The 17,610-nt window shown below is 54.9% G+C and carries 19 protein-coding genes, 1 pseudogene and 1 other annotated feature; of the genes and pseudogenes, 10 read left to right on the top strand and 10 right to left on the bottom strand.

The genetic code is table 11. The annotated features are described in order from the left end of the window. Positions 1 to 4: 4 nt before the first annotated feature. From KE671_RS20215 to dacD, 4 genes and pseudogenes are all read right to left on the bottom strand, one after another. Positions 5 to 340 carry a DUF496 family protein gene (locus KE671_RS20215; RefSeq protein ID WP_042318175.1) on the bottom strand — a complete coding sequence of 112 codons (336 nt, stop codon included), beginning with the start codon at positions 338 to 340 and terminating at the stop codon, positions 5 to 7. 160 nt (positions 341 to 500) lie between these two features. Next, a complete protein-coding gene (locus KE671_RS20210; RefSeq protein ID WP_206164339.1) occupies positions 501 to 1,559 on the bottom strand; it encodes an FUSC family protein in 1,059 nt (352 codons plus the stop codon). A gap of 125 nt (positions 1,560 to 1,684) precedes the next feature. Further along, positions 1,685 to 2,158, bottom strand: a complete 474-nt coding sequence (gene sbmC / locus KE671_RS20205; protein WP_043000221.1) for a DNA gyrase inhibitor SbmC — start codon at positions 2,156 to 2,158, stop codon at positions 1,685 to 1,687. Between the two features lie 122 nt (positions 2,159 to 2,280). Next, positions 2,281 to 3,454: pseudogene (gene dacD, locus KE671_RS20200) on the bottom strand (serine-type D-Ala-D-Ala carboxypeptidase DacD). 239 nt (positions 3,455 to 3,693) lie between these two features. Here dacD and sbcB point away from each other — a divergent pair. After that, positions 3,694 to 5,118 (top strand): exodeoxyribonuclease I, encoded by a 1,425-nt coding sequence (sbcB, locus tag KE671_RS20195; protein WP_206164338.1) that lies wholly within the window; start codon positions 3,694 to 3,696, stop codon positions 5,116 to 5,118. Between the two features lie 34 nt (positions 5,119 to 5,152). On the opposite strand, the gene tsuB is transcribed toward sbcB, so the two are convergent. The 6 genes from tsuB to KE671_RS20165 all read right to left on the bottom strand — a co-directional run bounded on the left by tsuB (position 5,153) and on the right by KE671_RS20165 (position 10,087). Next, positions 5,153 to 5,380, bottom strand: coding sequence for a thiosulfate utilization sulfurtransferase TsuB/YeeD (gene tsuB / locus KE671_RS20190; protein ID WP_000985275.1), 228 nt, complete (start codon positions 5,378 to 5,380; stop codon positions 5,153 to 5,155). A gap of 15 nt (positions 5,381 to 5,395) precedes the next feature. Further along, entirely contained in the window at positions 5,396 to 6,454 is a 1,059-nt protein-coding gene (gene tsuA, locus KE671_RS20185; protein ID WP_206164337.1) for a thiosulfate utilization transporter TsuA/YeeE, read from the bottom strand. Positions 6,455 to 6,656: 202 nt separating this feature from the next. Next, positions 6,657 to 8,018, bottom strand: coding sequence for an APC family permease (locus KE671_RS20180; protein ID WP_206164336.1), 1,362 nt, complete (start codon positions 8,016 to 8,018; stop codon positions 6,657 to 6,659). Beyond that, positions 8,008 to 8,070: a membrane protein YoeI gene (yoeI, locus tag KE671_RS23130; protein WP_206164394.1), complete on the bottom strand. Its 63-nt coding sequence runs from the start codon at positions 8,068 to 8,070 to the stop codon at positions 8,008 to 8,010. Before yoeI ends, KE671_RS20180 begins: the two co-directional genes overlap by 11 nt. Before the next feature lie 216 nt (positions 8,071 to 8,286). Continuing rightward, positions 8,287 to 9,216: a LysR family transcriptional regulator gene (locus tag KE671_RS20170; RefSeq protein ID WP_206164335.1), complete on the bottom strand. Its 930-nt coding sequence runs from the start codon at positions 9,214 to 9,216 to the stop codon at positions 8,287 to 8,289. 46 nt (positions 9,217 to 9,262) lie between these two features. After that, the gene (locus KE671_RS20165; RefSeq protein ID WP_206164334.1) at positions 9,263 to 10,087 is read right to left on the bottom strand and encodes an SDR family oxidoreductase; all 825 of its coding nucleotides are present in this window, start codon (positions 10,085 to 10,087) and stop codon (positions 9,263 to 9,265) included. A 162-nt stretch (positions 10,088 to 10,249) separates the two neighbouring features. On the opposite strand from KE671_RS20165, the gene hisL reads away from it, so the two are divergent. From hisL to hisIE, 9 genes are all read left to right on the top strand, one after another. Then, on the top strand, positions 10,250 to 10,300 hold the full coding sequence (gene hisL, locus KE671_RS20160; protein ID WP_001364200.1) for a his operon leader peptide: 51 nt from the start codon (positions 10,250 to 10,252) through the stop codon (positions 10,298 to 10,300). Continuing rightward, positions 10,276 to 10,398, top strand: a sequence feature (His leader region). It overlaps the preceding gene by 25 nt. Before the next feature lie 47 nt (positions 10,399 to 10,445). Continuing rightward, the gene (gene hisG / locus KE671_RS20155) at positions 10,446 to 11,345 is read left to right on the top strand and encodes an ATP phosphoribosyltransferase (RefSeq protein ID WP_206164333.1); all 900 of its coding nucleotides are present in this window, start codon (positions 10,446 to 10,448) and stop codon (positions 11,343 to 11,345) included. A gap of 89 nt (positions 11,346 to 11,434) precedes the next feature. Next, entirely contained in the window at positions 11,435 to 12,739 is a 1,305-nt protein-coding gene (gene hisD, locus KE671_RS20150) for a histidinol dehydrogenase (RefSeq protein WP_206164332.1), read from the top strand. Next, complete coding sequence (gene hisC, locus KE671_RS20145) at positions 12,736 to 13,815, top strand: histidinol-phosphate transaminase (RefSeq protein ID WP_206164331.1); 1,080 nt, start codon at positions 12,736 to 12,738, stop codon at positions 13,813 to 13,815. The genes hisD and hisC overlap by 4 nt, the downstream gene beginning before the upstream one ends. Further along, a complete protein-coding gene (gene hisB / locus KE671_RS20140; protein ID WP_206164330.1) occupies positions 13,812 to 14,879 on the top strand; it encodes a bifunctional histidinol-phosphatase/imidazoleglycerol-phosphate dehydratase HisB in 1,068 nt (355 codons plus the stop codon). The genes hisC and hisB overlap by 4 nt, the downstream gene beginning before the upstream one ends. Further along, entirely contained in the window at positions 14,879 to 15,469 is a 591-nt protein-coding gene (gene hisH, locus KE671_RS20135) for an imidazole glycerol phosphate synthase subunit HisH (RefSeq protein WP_150546977.1), read from the top strand. Before hisB ends, hisH begins: the two co-directional genes overlap by 1 nt. Continuing rightward, positions 15,469 to 16,206: a 1-(5-phosphoribosyl)-5-[(5-phosphoribosylamino)methylideneamino]imidazole-4-carboxamide isomerase gene (hisA, locus tag KE671_RS20130; protein WP_206164329.1), complete on the top strand. Its 738-nt coding sequence runs from the start codon at positions 15,469 to 15,471 to the stop codon at positions 16,204 to 16,206. Before hisH ends, hisA begins: the two co-directional genes overlap by 1 nt. After that, positions 16,188 to 16,964: an imidazole glycerol phosphate synthase subunit HisF gene (gene hisF / locus KE671_RS20125; RefSeq protein ID WP_206164328.1), complete on the top strand. Its 777-nt coding sequence runs from the start codon at positions 16,188 to 16,190 to the stop codon at positions 16,962 to 16,964. Before hisA ends, hisF begins: the two co-directional genes overlap by 19 nt. Continuing rightward, positions 16,958 to 17,569: a bifunctional phosphoribosyl-AMP cyclohydrolase/phosphoribosyl-ATP diphosphatase HisIE gene (gene hisIE / locus KE671_RS20120; RefSeq protein ID WP_206164327.1), complete on the top strand. Its 612-nt coding sequence runs from the start codon at positions 16,958 to 16,960 to the stop codon at positions 17,567 to 17,569. Before hisF ends, hisIE begins: the two co-directional genes overlap by 7 nt. Positions 17,570 to 17,610: the final 41 nt, after the last annotated feature.

The raw sequence follows: 17,610 nt of genomic DNA, 5'->3' as shown, positions 1-17,610 counted from the left end.
AACGTTACTCCGCTTTCGCGTCGCCGTTTTTCATTTCGCCCATCGCTTTCAGCTTTTTGGAGATGTCGCGACGTTCTTTTGAGATCTCAGCATTTTTGATGATGTAGTCATCAACACGATCTTCATAATCGCTTTTCATGCTGGCAATAATGCCCTGAATTGCTTCAACACTCATACCCGGCTTGATGTAATCGCTCAGGTTGTCCAGCAGCAGAACACGTTTCTGGTTGTCACGGATCTTTTTCTCAACGTCCTGGATTTCACGCTGCAGCTTGTTTTTACGACGGAACAGACGGACAAATTCCAGCACGTCCTGGAAAGATGGCTTGGTAGTTTCCATTTTTACACCCCTGATAATATGAGAGTCGGATTCGTTTAAACGATAGGGCTAACATTACTTTTCGCAGCCACAAATGACAATGGCTTCATTCTGGTTTCCATCATACCCTTATTCCTTGCTGAATCGAAGCAGCCGCGGCAGCATTCCCCTTAGTTGCTTTTTATTTGCGCAGTGCGCGGCAGATGAGATGCGACAGTAGTTCCAGTTGTCGGGCGGTTTCGAGGCTTAACCAGACATAGCCATGAATCGGCGTTTCGGCCACATTGTGCTCATCATATTGACGGATCAGCGCACGCAATTCATTGGCGGCTTCATTCAGTTTCTCGCTGTTGGCGAGAATTGGCTGCGGATTACCTTCAAACAGGGCATGGGCAATCGTCAGTAGCGACTGCTGGGTCATTTGCTGCGTTTCCCGCAGCGTATGGGCATTGAGCATGACGAAATGGCTTTCACGGGTCGCCCACAGGGCATTGATCTGCAATTCGAGCATGCAGACCAGATTACGATTGACGGTCTGAATGGCTTCAAAAATAGATTTCTGGATGCGCGTCTCTTTGCTCGCAGGCGTAATAAGTCCACGCATTTTTACCACGTCACCCAGTAGTTGTTGCAGATGTTTATCCAGCCGGGGACGTTCTAACAGATTGGGCGACAGCGCGGCCTGATACACCCGATTATAAGCCGTTACGCATTGCGCCAGTTGAATACGCCAGTGAATGAAAGCGCGCTGCGGCCAGATTCCGGTGAACAACATGGCGAGGAGGGACCCCAGAATGACATCGCCGCCACGCCAGAGCGCAGTCTCCATATCGCCAGCGGGCGCACCCACGACGACCGCGAGCGTTATACCAATTAAGAGCGCCTGATACGGTTTTTTTCCTAGTGCGAGCCATCCGCAGAGGTACATCGCCGCCGCACACCAGAGCAGCATCAACGGCAATGAGAAAAGCTCCAGGCGCAGCGCCACCAGGCCCAGCACTGACCCGAGGATCGTACCGCCGATCCGTTCATACGCACGGGGAACCACATTTCCCCAGAACGAAATCGGCCCCATGATCACCACCAGCGTAATCAAAGGCCATGTTCCTTCCGGTATGTTAAACAGACGAACAAGTAAAAAGGTCAGAATGAAAGCCAGGGCGATTCGAATACCATGCACAATGCGGTAATGGCGATACAGGCGGATTTCAAATGGACTCAATGACTTGTCGGCACGCACTCATGCACTCCGTCAGGCAAGAATTAAAAACAGATTATACCTGTTTAACGCGCAGAAGGTCACCGCGGCGGACAGGATATCTCGCTAAGCGTAGTCGCTCTGCACCAGTCCGCCTGGTTTTATATTTACTTCGTGGCAGGTTGGACGGCGATATACATCTCGATATCCCAGTAACCGTCTTCGCAACCGTTATTCAGATAGACTTCAAAGCAGGGTTTGCACGCCATCTCATACGCCTTGTCCTGCATCAGGCTATTGAAGAACTGATACCACGGGGTTGCAAAATCATTATTGTCGACGCGTGCCACTGCCGTCGCATATTGACCGCCGTCGATTTCGCTGAGCGTCACGCCCTCGCTGTTTTCCGGTATGACAAAATCAGCGGGTACCGAAACGACCGTACTACAGCGCAGTTTTTCGGCGGGCACTTCATCCGGATTATCGAAGTAAACGGCGATCCACTCCTGCGCCACAACCTGCTTGCCATCCACCCACATCATCAACTGGTCAAAGCCTTGTTTCACCGTTTGTTCCCACGGTCCCACCAGGTGGAAACCTGCAACGGTGCGCTTATCAGCGTTTCTGATCTCGTAGTTCATGTTGCCTCCATCGTTACACTGTATTTATATACAGCATAACGAGCACTCAACAGACGTCACAAGCACTTTGTGGTTATTATGTGAGCGGAGCCGAAATCCTGCCAGTCTCCTGTCAGTACGATTCAGACTTTATGATGGAAATAATCACTCAGACGAGAGAAGACGCCCCCCTTTACCGACGGCTTCCAGCGTGACCAGAGGCCAGTGGGCGACCAGTTTGTCGCGATCGTAGAGCTCAATTTCCCCGACCCGCTGGTGTGCGGCAATCGGCGCTACCAGCTCCTTTTTATCCAGAATGTATTTCGCTTTGATATTTGGGATTTCCGCCTTCGGTAGCGCCATCCAGAAATCGTGTTCGGTGCCCAGCGCGATATTCTCTTTATCACCGTACCAGATACGCTCCGTTCCGACCTGCTTACCACTGCGCAGGATTTGCACCGTGTCGAAATTTTGTTGTCCCCAGTGCAGCAGTTTGCGTGCCTGCTCCTCACGCCCTTTTGGGCTGTTCGCCCCCATCACCACCGCGATGAGTCGGCGTTGACCGTCCACCGCAGAGGCAATCAGGTTAAAACCCGCCCCGGAAGTGTGCCCGGTTTTCAGGCCATCCACGTTCATGGTTTTATCCCACAGCAGCCCGTTACGGTTCTGTTGGGTAATACCGTTCCAGGTGAGGCTTTTCTCACTGTACATATGATAGAACTCAGGCTCGCCATGAATGATGGCCCGGGACAATACCGCCAGATCGTAAGCCGAGCTGTGCTGACCGGGGGCATCCAGCCCATGAACCGTCTCAAAATGGGTATCCCGCAAATTGAGCTTCTTGACGTAATTATTCATCATGGCAACAAACTGTGGTTGCCCTCCAGCGATATAATCAGCCAGTGCAACGCAGGCGTCGTTACCGGAATCAACAATCAGCCCGCGGCTTAAATCGCGCACGGATACCCGATCACCTTCTTTCAGGAACATCAGCGAGGAACCGACGAAGACCGGGTTGTCCTTCGCCCACGCGTCGCGTCCTACGGTGACCATGTCGTCCGGCGTGATGCGATGACTGTCAATGGCGCGGTCAACCACATAACCGGTCATCAGCTTGGTCAGACTGGCTGGGTTGCGCTGTTGATGCTCATTACCCGCAGTGAGAAGTTGCCCCGTGGTGTAATCCATAAGCACCCATGAACCGGCTTCAATGTCCGGTGGCGGTGGTGCAAAGTCAGCCGTACCGGCAGCAAGCGCAAAAGAGAGAGGCATCGCGAGTAAAGAAGCGGCAATAAACAGACGGGGTTTCAACAGCATATCCTCAGATGTTCCAAAAGAGCCGTTCTTTTTACGGAAATCTGGCAAAACAAACAGGGATTAATTGCAAGAAAATGTGACTCAGAGCATATTTTTCTCTCTTTAGTGGATCAGAGCGCGTTCCCGATAGCGAGTTTCTTTAGCGCGTCGCGGCGAGTCAGGCTGATTATCGCGCCGAACTTTGGTACTCTGTGCTGTCCAGGCAGCGCGCAACCCGAAGTCACGGAACACACTTATTTATGAATGACGGCAAGCAACAACCCACCTTTCTCTTCCACGATTACGAAACCTTTGGTATTCATCCGGCGCTCGACAGACCTGCGCAATTTGCCGCTCTGCGTACCGACAGCGAATTCAACGTCATCGGTGAGCCCGAGGTATTTTACTGCAAACCGGCGGATGACTATTTGCCTCAGCCAGGTGCCGTGATGGTCACCGGGATCACGCCTCAGGAAGCGCGGGAGAAAGGGGATAATGAAGCGGCGTTTGCCGCGCGGATCCACGCACTGTTTACGGTGCCGAAAACCTGCATTATTGGCTACAACAACGTGCGCTTCGATGACGAAGTCACGCGCAACGTGCTGTACCGCAACTTCTACGATCCCTACGCCTGGAGCTGGCAGCATGATAATTCACGCTGGGATCTGCTGGACGTCATGCGCGCCTGCTACGCCCTGCGCCCGGAAGGTATCAATTGGCCGGAAAATGACGACGGGCTCCCCAGTTTTCGCCTGGAGCATCTGACGAAAGCGAATGGTATCGAGCACAGCAACGCGCACGATGCGATGGCGGACGTCTATGCCACCATTGCGATGGCGCAACTGGTGAAGTCACGTCAGCCACGCCTGTTTGAGTATCTCTACACGCACCGCAACAAGCACAAGCTGGCCGCATTGATTGACGTACCGCAAATGAAGCCGCTGGTGCATGTTTCCGGTATGTTTGGCGCATGGCGCGGCAATACCAGTTGGGTTGCGCCGCTGGCCTGGCATCCGGATAACCGTAATGCGGTCATTATGGTTGACCTGGCCGGTGATATTTCGCCGTTGCTGGAACTGGACAGCGACACCCTGCGAGAACGCCTGTACACCGCCAAAGCCGATCTGGGGGATAACGCCGCCGTGCCGCTGAAGCTGGTGCACATCAATAAATGCCCGGTGCTGGCGCAAGCAAACACGCTCCGCCCGGAAGATGCTGACCGTCTGGGGATTAATCGCCAGCACTGCCTCGATAATCTGAAAGTCCTGCGTGAAAATCCGCAGGTGCGTGACAAAGTGGTCGCTGTCTTTGCACAAGCGGAACCGTTCGCCCCCTCCGACAACGTCGATGCCCAACTCTATAATGGTTTCTTTAGCGATGCCGATCGGGCGGCCATGAAGATTGTGCTGGAAACCGATCCGCAGAACCTGCCGGCGCTGGATATCACCTTTGTCGATCCGCGAATTGAGAAACTGTTATTCAACTATCGGGCGCGTAACTTCCCCGGCACGCTTGATGAAACGGAACAGCAACGCTGGCTGGAGCACCGTCGCCAGGTCCTTACCCCGGAATTTTTGCAGCGCTACGCCGATGAGTTGCAGTTGTTGTATCAGGAATATGCGGATGATAAAGAGAAGCAGGCGCTGCTGAAGGCGCTGTGGCAGTACGCCGAAGAGATCGTCTGAGTTAGCCCTCCGCGCCATGGCGGAGGGGCTGTTATCACGCTTTCTGTACGGTGATGCTCCAGGCGGCATCGCCAACCTGCTGATAATCCGTAATTGCATGCCCTTCTTCAGCAGCCCACTGCGGGATCGCCTCGGTCGCCTGGGTGCAGTCAAACTCAATCACCAGTTCGTCACCGCTCGCCATTTCAGCCAGCGCGGCTTTTGCTTCAATCAGGGGGAACGGGCAAACCTGTGTGACCACGTCCAGTTTTTTAATCGCCATCATTAATCCTTACGCTTAATTTGCCGCAGCGGTTGCCAGACGGGCTTTACGCTGCGGTCGAACAAACACAATCCACGACGCGGTCCAGACGCCAAGGATCATAAATACCAGGCCAATCCAGCCCTGCCAGGTCATCATCGCCGTCATGACCAGACCGTTACCGATAGAGCAGCCGCCGGCAATACTGGCGCCAAATCCCATCAGGATCCCGCCGAAACCGCTGCGCAGCGTGGTTGCCGCATCAGCGGCCCGTACGCGAAATTCACGGCTGGCTTTCGCCGCGATGAATGAACCAAGGAAAATCCCCAGCACCAGAAAGACGCCCCAGTTGAGGAATTTGCTGTCTCCTGCCACCAGGAACTGCAAAATGTTAGCCGTCGGCGAGGTGATCCCGAGCCCAAACATACGCCCGGTAGCTTCGCTCAGTGGCCAGGCCAGCAGCGCGATAAGACCAATCAACACCGCCGTCACGAACGGATGCCAGCGCTTCTCAAACAGAATATGAGCAAGTCCGGTACGACGCGGCGGCAAAGAGGCCACTTTCAGCTTTGGTTTTTTCAGCTCTTTGCTGACCACCCAGAGCGTCACGGCAAGCAGAACGGCAATCAGCGGCCAGACGGAGAGGTTCAGCGTGTCAGCAATAGAATTGTGTTCCGTGCTGTACGTTTTTAGCGTCTGGTTTAAACCGCTGGCATGAGGCGAACGCATCACCGCGCTCATCACCATGTAGGTCGCCAGTGCAATCCAACTGCCGATTAGCCCCTCACCCGCACGATACCAGGTGCCAGTGGCGCAACCACCTGCATACACAATGCCGATACCAAAGATATAGCCACCTGCGATGGTGCCGAGCCACGGAAACGTCCCAGCATCGTAGCGGATGACGCCTGCCTGAATCAGCGCAAAGGCCCCGACACTCTGGATGGAGATCGCAATCAACAACGCATAGAACATACGATTATTTTTGGCGATGTACATGTCCCGAAAACCGCCGGTCAGGCAGAAGCGACCGCGTTGCATCACAAAACCGAGCAGCGCGCCGCAGACCAGTCCGCTTAAAATCATTGAAACCATAAATTAATTAGCCTGAAGAAAATCATTCAGGAAATTATTCCTGACCTGGCCGCATGGAACCAATAACCAAATTCTCTAATTTAGAACGAATGGTTATGAATAATGACTGGAAATAAACCAGAGACATAAAAAAAGCCGGAGTGGTGAACTCCGGCTTCCTGCCCGGTGGCGCTTCGCTTACCGGGCCTACAAACGTTATGAATTACTGTGCGATATCTTCGTACTGCGGCACCGGGTTGCGGAAGCTTTTGGTCACACAGGCCAGATACACCAGACCAATACCGGCCCAGATCAGACCCAGAACCATAGAGCTCTCTTCCAGGTTGATCCACAGCGCGCCAACGGTCAGCGCGCCACATACCGGCAGCACCAGATAGTTGAAGTGGTCTTTCAGCGTCTTGTTGCGTTTTTCGCGGATCCAGAACTGTGAAATCACAGACAGGTTCACGAAGGTAAACGCCACCAGCGCACCGAAGTTGATCAGCGCCGTCGCCGTCACCAGGTCAAATTTAATCGCCATCAGCGCAATTGCCCCCACCAGCAGCACGTTCCATGCCGGGGTACGCCACTTCGGATGAATGTAACCAAAAAAGCGCGTCGGGAATACGCCGTCACGGCCCATCACATACATCAGACGAGAGACGCCTGCGTGTGCCGCCATACCGGACGCCAGAACGGTCACGCTGGAGAAAATCAGCACGCCCCACTGGAAGGTTTTACCCGCCACGTACAGCATGATTTCAGGCTGAGAGGCATCCGGATCCTTGAAGCGAGAGATATCCGGGAAGTACAGTTGCAGGAAGTAAGAGGCGCCGATGAATACCAGGCCGCCAATCAGCGCCGTCAGGAAGATAGCCTTCGGGATCACGCGCTCTGCATCTTTGGTCTCTTCAGACAGCGAAGAGATACCGTCAAAGCCCAGGAACGAGAAGCACAGAATCGTTGCTCCGGTAATCATAGGCACGACGTGCGCACCTTCCGACCAGAACGGACGCGTGCTGGTCAGCGTACCGGCACCTTCACCGTTCGAAACGCCGTAGATGATCAGGCCAACAATCACCGCCACAATGCCCATTTGCAGAATAACGATCAGGGTATTGAAGTTTGCCACGGTCTTGATGCTGCGCAGGTTAGAGATGGTCATAAAGGCCACCAGCGCGACAACAAAGATCCACGACGGTACGGACGGCACCAGCGCTTCAAAGTAAATTTTTGCCAGCAGAATGTTGATCATCGGCATGAACAGGTAGTCCAGCAGAGATGACCACCCGACCATAAAGCCGACGGTCGGACTAATGGATTTCTGGGCATAGGTATACGCCGAGCCAGCAGACGGGAAACGGCGAACCAGTTTACCGTAGCTCAACGCAGTAAAGAGAATAGCGACCAGAGCAAAGGCATATGCCGTTGCAACGTGACCGTCAGTGAGGCCTGAAACGATACCAAACGTATCGAACAGCGTCATCGGCTGCATATAGGCAAGGCCCATCATGACAACCGGAACCAACGTAAGCGTTTTACGTAATTCCACGCGAGAGGTTTTTGGAGTAGCGTTATGCGACATGGTCATTCCCCTTTACGGCGAATGCCGTCGCGTAAGCAATAAATTGCCCCATTTTCTGGATTCCTCAGCGACAACAACTGTCGGTTTTTAGTAAATATCTATCCGGTACGAAGCCCGGCCTCTTTGTATGAATGATTGGTTTGATGCAAAAAAATAACCGACGCGTATTAAAACGTCGGTTAATGTCATTTTTTGCAAGCGGCGCATTGTGCACTAAAATGAGGCGAAAAGACAAGAGAATGAGTGGCTTGTCGCGAACTATTTTTTCTTAAATGTTTGATTTTTCGCTATCGTCTTTTTTATAGATCCCCGCAATAGCACTATTTGCTAAAATCGCATCCCGCCACCATGCGCTGGCGAGCCCCGCCGTCTGCTCATTCCACCCCATCCATACGGGTTCAAAGAGAATTTGCGCAGCCACTTTTTTCTCGATTAACGCCCCACTTTCCAGAAAGCGCTGCGCCAGATAGCGCGGAAGATAACCGCATCCCAGACCGCTGATTTGCAGTTCCAGTTTGGTTTTAAAATCGAAGACGGTGATCGCCTCCTGATCGTCAAGCAATTGCGTCGCCGTTGCAGCTGCGAGAGGCGAGCTGTCGCCGACCACAATCGCGCGATAGCGTTTGATGGTACTTCGGCTCAGCGGCTCAGCTTCCTCAGCCAGCGGATGGTGTGGCGCAACGGCAAAAACCTGTTCCAGTTCACCCAGCCGTACAACGCTTAAGTCGCTGGATGACGGGGGTTCATGCATCGCGCCGACAATAATATCCGCCCTGCCCTGGATCAGCGCATCCCACGATCCCCCCAACACGCCGTTAATGAATTTTAGGCGCGTGACGCTGTGATGCTGATAAAAGGATTCAATCAGGGGGGCAAGCAGAGAAAAAGGGAAGGTATCGTCCACGCCGATCACCAGTTCATTTTCCCAGCCTTCATGGAGTTTGATTGCCTGCTTTTCCAGTTCCCGCACGGTATGCAGGACTTCCCGCCCTTTTTCTAACAGCATTTGCCCCGTGCGCGTGAACCGGGCGCGATGACCGCTGCGATCGAGGATCTGAATGTTGAGGTCGCTTTCCAGGCGGTGGACGGTATAGCTGAGGGCAGACGGCGTCTTATACAGTTTGGCCGACGCCGCCGCGAAGCTGCCCTCTTTCTCAAGGGCATCGAGAATGATGAGCACGTCCAGCAGTGGTTTCATACACGCCCCCTTGCGGTGTATGGCGACTAACTGCTGGCGGTATGCATTACTCCAACGGCATCACCAGCGGATCGGGATACTGGTATTCAAACCCAAGCTCATTACATATCCGGCTGCCATCGATAATTTTACCTTTGCCGTTACCCGCGGAATCACGGAACTGCGGCGGCTCCATTCCCAGCAGACGCGCCATCTGCGGATAAAACACATTGCGGGCAGGATGCGAAGGCGCACATATATTATAGATGTGTCCCCCTTTCGGCGCCTGTAACAGCAGCGTAATGGCGGCAATCACATCTTCCAGATGCACCAGATTGACGCCATGTTCGCCGTCAGGCGCGGTTTTACCCGCGAAGAAACGTCCAGGATGACGCCCTGGCCCCACCAGACCGGCCAGACGCAGGATATCAACCGAGGTACCCGGTAAATTATGCAGCCAGTCTTCCAGCTCTTTTAACACACGACCGCTGGCGGTGACCGGATTGCGCGGGGTTCCCTCTTTCACCGTCCCCTGGACATCGCCATAGACGGAGGTCGAACTAGTAAAGATAATGCGCGGAATACGGTACGCCAGCGCGCTGTCCACCAGCTCCTGCATCGCCTGCAAATAGAAGTCCTCTCCCGGACCGCTGCGGCGCGCCGGTAAGGTAATCACCAGCGCATCGACATCCATCAGCGCATCCAGATCGTCTGTTTCACACACCAACTCAGGCTCGAGCCGTAGCGGATATCCTTCGATCCCGCTCATTCTGGCCGCTTCCACGCCATCCTGGGTGGTTTTGCTCCCCGTCACCTGCCAGCCTCTGGCAGTGAGCGACATCGCCAGCGGCATGCCTAACCATCCTAAACCGACAACTGCGACCTTTTTCATCCGTTTTCTCCTGACTCCGGCACTATGTCTATAAGGCTACGCCAGCGTTTTAAGACTGACAATTCATACTATAAATAGGAATTAAAAAAAGCGCTTGCGTTAAGGCGTTAAAGTGGTTTAGGTTAAAAGGCATCAAATGAATAAGCATTCATCGAGAATTTTATGACACGCGTTCAATTTAAACACCACCATCATCACCATCATCCTGACTAGTCTTTCAGGCGATGTGTGCTGGGAGACATTCAGATCTTCCAGTGGTGCATGAACGTATGAGAAAGCCCCCGGAAGATTTCTTCCGGGGGCTTTTTTTTTGGTGCGCAATTCAGACAGGTTCAGACAGGATAAAGAGGAAAAGAGAATGTTAGATAACACCCGTTTACGCATAGCTATTCAGAAATCAGGTCGTTTGAGCGATGACTCACGCGAATTACTTGCCCGCTGCGGAATTAAAATTAACTTACACACCCAGCGTCTGATTGCGATGGCAGAGAACATGCCGATTGATATTCTGCGTGTGCGTGACGACGATATCCCCGGTCTGGTGATGGACGGCGTCGTTGACCTGGGCATCATCGGCGAGAACGTTCTGGAAGAGGAACTGCTGAATCGCCGCGCCCAGGGCGAAGATCCGCGCTACTTTACGCTGCGTCGCCTCGATTTCGGCGGTTGTCGTCTTTCTCTGGCAACGCCGGTGGATGAAGCCTGGGATGGCCCCGCCGCGCTGGATGGCAAACGCATCGCCACCTCTTATCCGCACCTGCTCAAACGTTATCTCGACCAGAAAGGCGTCTCCTTTAAATCCTGCTTGCTGAACGGCTCTGTGGAAGTGGCGCCGCGCGCAGGCCTCGCCGATGCCATCTGCGATCTGGTTTCGACCGGTGCGACTCTCGAAGCCAACGGTCTGCGCGAAGTGGAAGTGATTTACCGTTCTAAAGCCTGTTTGATCCAGCGTGACGGCGAGATGACCGACGCCAAGCAGCAACTGGTCGATAAACTATTGACCCGCATTCAGGGCGTTATCCAGGCGCGCGAATCGAAATACATCATGATGCACGCGCCAAGCGAACGTCTGGAAGAGGTGATCGCCCTGCTGCCGGGTGCCGAGCGCCCGACCATATTGCCACTGGCCGGCGATCAGCAGCGTGTGGCAATGCACATGGTCAGCAGCGAAACCCTGTTCTGGGAGACGATGGAAAAACTGAAAGCGCTCGGCGCCAGCTCGATTCTGGTGCTGCCGATTGAGAAGATGATGGAATAATTGCACGCGACGGCGCCCGGTGGCGCATTCGCTTACTGGACCTGTAGGCCGGATAAGAAAAGCGTCATCCGCAGAGAAAGGAAAGTGACATGAGCTTTAGCACAATCATTAACTGGAACACCTGTTCCGCAAAGCAGCAGCGTGAATTACTGATGCGCCCGGCAATTTCCGCATCTGACAGCATCACCCGCACCGTGAGCGAAATTCTGGATAACGTCAAAGCCCGTGGCGACGACGCCCTGCGCGAGTACAGCGCGAAGTTTGATAAAACCGAGGTTGCGGCGCTGAAGGTGACCGCAGAAGAGATAGCCGCCGCCAGCGCACGACTGAGCGACGATCTCAAGCAGGCGATGGCTGTCGCGGTGCAAAACATCGAAACCTTCCACAACGCGCAAAAATTACCGCCTGTTGATGTGGAAACCCAGCCAGGCGTCCGCTGCCAGCAGGTGACGCGCCCGGTGGCGTCCGTCGGTTTGTATATTCCCGGCGGATCCGCCCCGCTCTTTTCTACCGTACTGATGCTCGCCACGCCGGCGCGCATTGCGGGCTGCAAGAAGGTGGTGCTGTGTTCCCCGCCGCCGATTGCCGATGAAATTCTCTACGCGGCGCAGCTGTGCGGCGTGCAGGAAATCTTTAACGTTGGCGGCGCACAGGCCATTGCCGCCCTGGCGTTTGGCAGCGAATCCGTGCCGAAAGTGGACAAAATTTTTGGCCCTGGAAACGCGTTTGTCACCGAAGCGAAGCGTCAGGTCAGCCAGCGTCTCGACGGCGCGGCAATTGATATGCCAGCCGGACCGTCCGAAGTATTGGTGATTGCCGACAGCTGCGCCACGCCGGATTTCGTCGCCTCCGATCTGCTTTCGCAAGCGGAACACGGTCCGGATTCCCAGGTGATTCTGCTGACGCCGGATGCCGATATCGCCCGTCGCGTTGCCGAAGCCGTTGAACGTCAACTGGCTGAACTCCCGCGTGCGGACACCGCACGTCAGGCACTGAGCGCCAGTCGATTGATTGTGACGCAAGATTTGGCGCAGTGCATTGCCATCTCTAACCTCTATGGCCCTGAGCACTTAATTATTCAGACCCGTAATGCCCGCGACATGGTTGATGAGGTAACCAGTGCCGGTTCGGTGTTCCTCGGCGACTGGTCGCCGGAATCGGCGGGTGATTACGCCTCCGGAACGAACCACGTGCTGCCGACCTACGGCTATACGTCCACTTGTTCCAGTCTCGGACTGGCGGATTTCCAGAAGCGTATGACGGTTCAGGAACTGTCAAAAGCGGGATTCTCCGCGCTGGCTTCAACCATTGAGACACTGGCGGCGGCTGAACGCCTGACCGCTCACAAAAATGCCGTCACCCTACGCGTCAACGCCCTGAAGGAGCAAGCATGAGCACTGAAAACACGTTCAGCGTCACCGACTTAGCCCGTGAAAACGTCCGCAATCTGACCCCGTATCAATCTGCTCGTCGTCTGGGCGGCAACGGCGATGTCTGGCTTAATGCCAACGAATTCCCGACGGCGGTTGAATACCAACTCACCCGGCAAACGCTGAACCGTTACCCGGAATGCCAGCCGAAAGCGGTGATTGAAAATTATGCGCAGTATGCCGGGGTTAAACCGGAACAGGTGCTGGTCAGTCGTGGCGCTGATGAAGGTATAGAGCTGCTTATCCGCGCCTTCTGCGAACCGGGGAAAGACGCGATTCTCTTCTGTCCGCCCACCTATGGGATGTACAGCGTCAGCGCCGAAACCATTGGCGTGGAATGTCGTACCGTACCGACGCTGGCAGACTGGCAACTGGATATGCAGGCCATTTCTGACCATCTGGATGGCGTGAAGGTTGTTTACGTGTGCAGCCCCAACAACCCCACCGGACAGTTGATTAATCCGCAGGATCTGCGCACGCTGCTGGAACTGACGCGCGGCAAAGCCATTGTGGTCGCCGACGAGGCCTATATCGAGTTTTGCCCACAGGCTACGCTGGCGGGCTGGCTTTCCGAGTACCCTAACCTGGTCGTGCTGCGCACGCTGTCTAAGGCGTTTGCTCTCGCCGGTCTGCGCTGCGGCTTTACGCTGGCCAATGAGGAGGTGATTAACCTGCTGCTGAAGGTGATCGCCCCCTATCCGCTTTCTACCCCTGTTGCCGACATTGCCGAACAGGCGCTCAGCCCACAGGGCATCAATGCGATGCGTGAGCGCGTGGCGCAGATCCTGCTTGAGCGTCAGTACCTGGTGAATGCGCTTAAAGAGATTGCCTGCGTTGAACAGGTATTTGACTCCGAAACCAACTACATTCTGGCGCGCTTCACCGCCTCCAGTAGCGTATTTAAATCTCTGTGGGATCAGGGCATTATCTTACGGGATCAGAACAAACAACCTTCTTTAAGCGGCTGTCTGCGTATTACTGTTGGTACCCGCGAAGAAAGCCAGCGCGTCATTGACGCTTTACGTGCGGAGCAAGTATGAGCCAGAAGTATCTCTTTATCGATCGTGATGGAACCCTGATTTCCGAACCACCGAGCGATTTCCAGGTGGATCGCTTTGACAAACTGGCCTTCGAGCCAGACGTTGTGCCTGTGCTGCTGAAGCTGCAAAAAGCGGGCTTTAAGCTGGTGATGATTACCAATCAGGACGGTCTGGGAACGTCGAGCTTCCCGCAGGCGGATTTCGACGGCCCGCACAATCTGATGATGCAAATCCTCACCTCTCAGGGCGTGCTGTTTGATGACGTGCTGATCTGCCCGCACCTGCCCGCCGACGAGTGTGACTGCCGTAAGCCGAAAGTGAAGCTGGTCGAGCGCTATCTCGCGGAGCAGGCGATGGACAGCGCCAACAGCTACGTCATTGGCGATCGCGCTACCGATATCCAGTTGGCGGAAAACATGGGGATTACCGGGCTCCGTTACCATCGTGAGACGCTGAACTGGGCGGCAATTGGCGAGCAACTGACGAAACGCGACCGCTACGCCCACGTTGAGCGCGTCACCAAAGAGACGCAGATTGACGTCAAAATCTGGCTGGACCGTGAAGGCGGCAGCAAAATTAACACCGGCGTCGGCTTCTTCGATCATATGCTCGATCAGATTGCGACACACGGCGGGTTCCGTATGGAGATTACCGTCAAAGGCGATCTCTATATCGACGATCACCACACCGTGGAAGACACCGGTCTGGCGCTGGGTGAAGCGTTAAAACTGGCGCTCGGCGATAAACGTGGCATCAACCGTTTTGGCTTTGTGCTGCCGATGGACGAATGCCTGGCGCGCTGTGCGCTGGATATCTCCGGGCGCCCGCACCTCGAGTACCGTGCCGAGTTCACCTATCAGCGCGTCGGCGATCTGAGCACCGAGATGATCGAACACTTCTTCCGTTCACTCTCCTACACCATGGGCGTGACGCTGCATCTGAAGACCAAAGGCAAAAACGATCATCACCGTGTGGAGAGCCTGTTTAAAGCCTTCGGTCGTACGCTGCGCCAGGCCATTCGCGTTGAGGGTGATACCCTTCCCTCCTCCAAAGGAGTGCTGTGATGAACGTGGTGATCCTCGACACCGGCTGCGCCAACCTGAACTCGGTGAAATCCGCCGTGGCGCGTCACGGATATGATCCGGTGGTCAGTCGCGACCCGGATGTGGTCTTACGCGCAGATAAACTGTTTCTGCCAGGTGTCGGCACGGCACAGGCGGCAATGGACCAGCTGCGCGAGCGCGAACTGATCGAACTGATTAAAGCCTGCACCCAACCGGTGCTCGGTATCTGTCTCGGAATGCAAATTCTGGGGCGGCGAAGTGAGGAGACGAACGGCGTCGACCTGTTGGGTATTATCGACCAAGATGTGCCTAAGATGACCGATTTTGGTCTGCCATTGCCGCACATGGGCTGGAACCGCGTTTATCCGCAGGCCGGAAATCGTCTTTTTCAGGGCATTGCGGACGGCGCGTATTTCTACTTTGTGCACAGCTACGCGATGCCGGTCAATCCGTGGACTATCGCCCAGTGCCACTACGGCGAGCCGTTCACCGCCGCCGTACAAAAAGATAATTTCTTCGGCGTGCAGTTCCACCCGGAGCGTTCGGGTGCCGCTGGCGCACAGTTGCTGAAAAACTTTCTGGAGATGTGATGATTATTCCGGCTTTAGATTTAATCGACGGCACCGTCGTGCGTCTCCATCAGGGCGATTATGCGCAACAGCGCGATTACGGCACCGACCCGCTGCCACGCCTGCAGGATTATGCCGCCCAGGGGGCCGAGGTGTTACACCTGGTTGACTTAACCGGCGCGAAAGATCCGGCGAAACGGCAGATCCCGCTAATCAAAAACCTGGTGGCGGGCGTGAACGTGCCGGTCCAGGTCGGCGGCGGCGTGCGCTCTGAAGACGACGTTGCGGCCCTGCTGGCAGCGGGTGTCGCCCGCGTGGTGGTCGGCTCCACGGCGGTAAAATCGCCGGAAATAGTGCAAGGCTGGTTCACGCGTTTTGGCGCCGACGCGCTGGTCCTCGCACTGGATGTACGTATTGATGAACAGGGAAACAAGCAGGTAGCCGTAAGTGGCTGGCAGGAGAACTCCGGCGTTTCGCTCGAAGAACTGGTAGAAATCTATCTACCGGTGGGCCTGAAACATGTGCTCTGTACGGATATTTCTCGCGACGGCACGCTGGCGGGCTCAAACGTCTCTTTGTATGAAGAGGTGTGCAAAAAATATCCGCAGGTAGCCTTTCAGTCCTCTGGCGGGATCGGTGATATCAACGACGTCGCCGCACTGCGCGGAACCGGCGTGCGCGGCGTGATCGTCGGACGTGCGCTGCTGGAAGGCAAATTCACCGTTAAGGAGGCGATCCAATGCTGGCAAAACGTATAATCCCGTGCCTCGACGTTCGCGATGGTCAGGTTGTGAAAGGCGTGCAGTTTCGTAATCACGAGATTATCGGTGACATCGTCCCGCTGGCAAAACGTTATGCCGATGAAGGCGCCGATGAACTGGTGTTTTACGATATCACTGCGTCCAGCGATGGTCGTGTGGTCGATAAAAGCTGGGTTTCGCGCGTCGCGGAAGTGATCGACATTCCTTTCTGCGTGGCGGGCGGGATTAAGTCGGTAGACGATGCGGCCAAAATTCTCTCGTTTGGCGCAGATAAAATCTCCATCAACTCGCCGGCGCTGGCTGACCCGACGCTGATTACCCGTCTGGCTGACCGCTTCGGCGTGCAGTGTATCGTGGTGGGTATTGATACCTGGTATGACGTTGAAACCGGCAAGTATCATGTCAATCAATATACCGGCGACGAAAGCCGCACCCGCGTCACCACCTGGGAAACGCTCGACTGGGTACAGGAAGTGCAAACGCGCGGTGCCGGAGAAATCGTCCTTAATATGATGAACCAGGACGGCGTGCGTAACGGTTACGACCTCGAACAGTTGAAAAAGGTACGTGACGTTTGCCGCGTACCGCTGATTGCGTCCGGTGGCGCAGGCACCATGGAACACTTCCTTGAGGCCTTCCGCGATGCCGATGTCGACGGTGCGCTCGCCGCCTCCGTCTTCCACAAACAGATAATCAATATTGGTGAATTAAAAGCGTACCTGGCAACGCAGGGCGTGGAGATCAGGATATGTTAACAGAGCAACAACGCAGCCAACTGGACTGGGAAAAAACCGACGGACTGATGCCAGCTGTCGTACAACACGCGGTGTCCGGTGAGGTGTTGATGCTGGGATATATGAACCCAGACGCGCTGGATAAAACCCTTGCAACCGGCAAAGTCACCTTCTTCTCACGCACCAAACAGCGCCTGTGGACCAAAGGCGAGACATCGGGCAACTTTCTGAACGTCGTCAGCATTGCCCCAGACTGTGATAACGATACCTTGCTGGTACTGGTGGATCCTGTCGGGCCCACCTGTCACAAAGGCACCAGTAGCTGCTTCGGTGAGACCAGCCATCAGTGGCTGTTCCTGTATCAGCTTGAGCAACTGTTGGCCGGGCGCAAAACGGCTGACCCGGCAAGTTCCTATACCGCGAAACTGTATGCCAGCGGCACCAAGCGCATCGCCCAAAAAGTGGGTGAAGAAGGCGTCGAAACCGCACTGGCCGCGACGGTGCATGACCGCTTCGAACTGACTAACGAGGCGTCGGATTTGATGTATCACCTGTTGGTCCTGCTGCAGGACCAGGATCTCGACCTGACAACGGTCATTGAGAATCTGCGCAAACGTCATCAGTGATCGTAAGGCGTAAAAAAACCGGGTCAGTTCATAACTGGCCC

It is taken from the genome of Citrobacter amalonaticus (assembly GCF_018252635.1).
GTDB lineage: Bacteria > Pseudomonadota > Gammaproteobacteria > Enterobacterales > Enterobacteriaceae > Citrobacter_A > Citrobacter_A amalonaticus_E.
The sequence above is the reverse complement of the archived record's forward strand: the minus strand, read 5'-3'. Positions and strand labels throughout refer to the sequence as shown.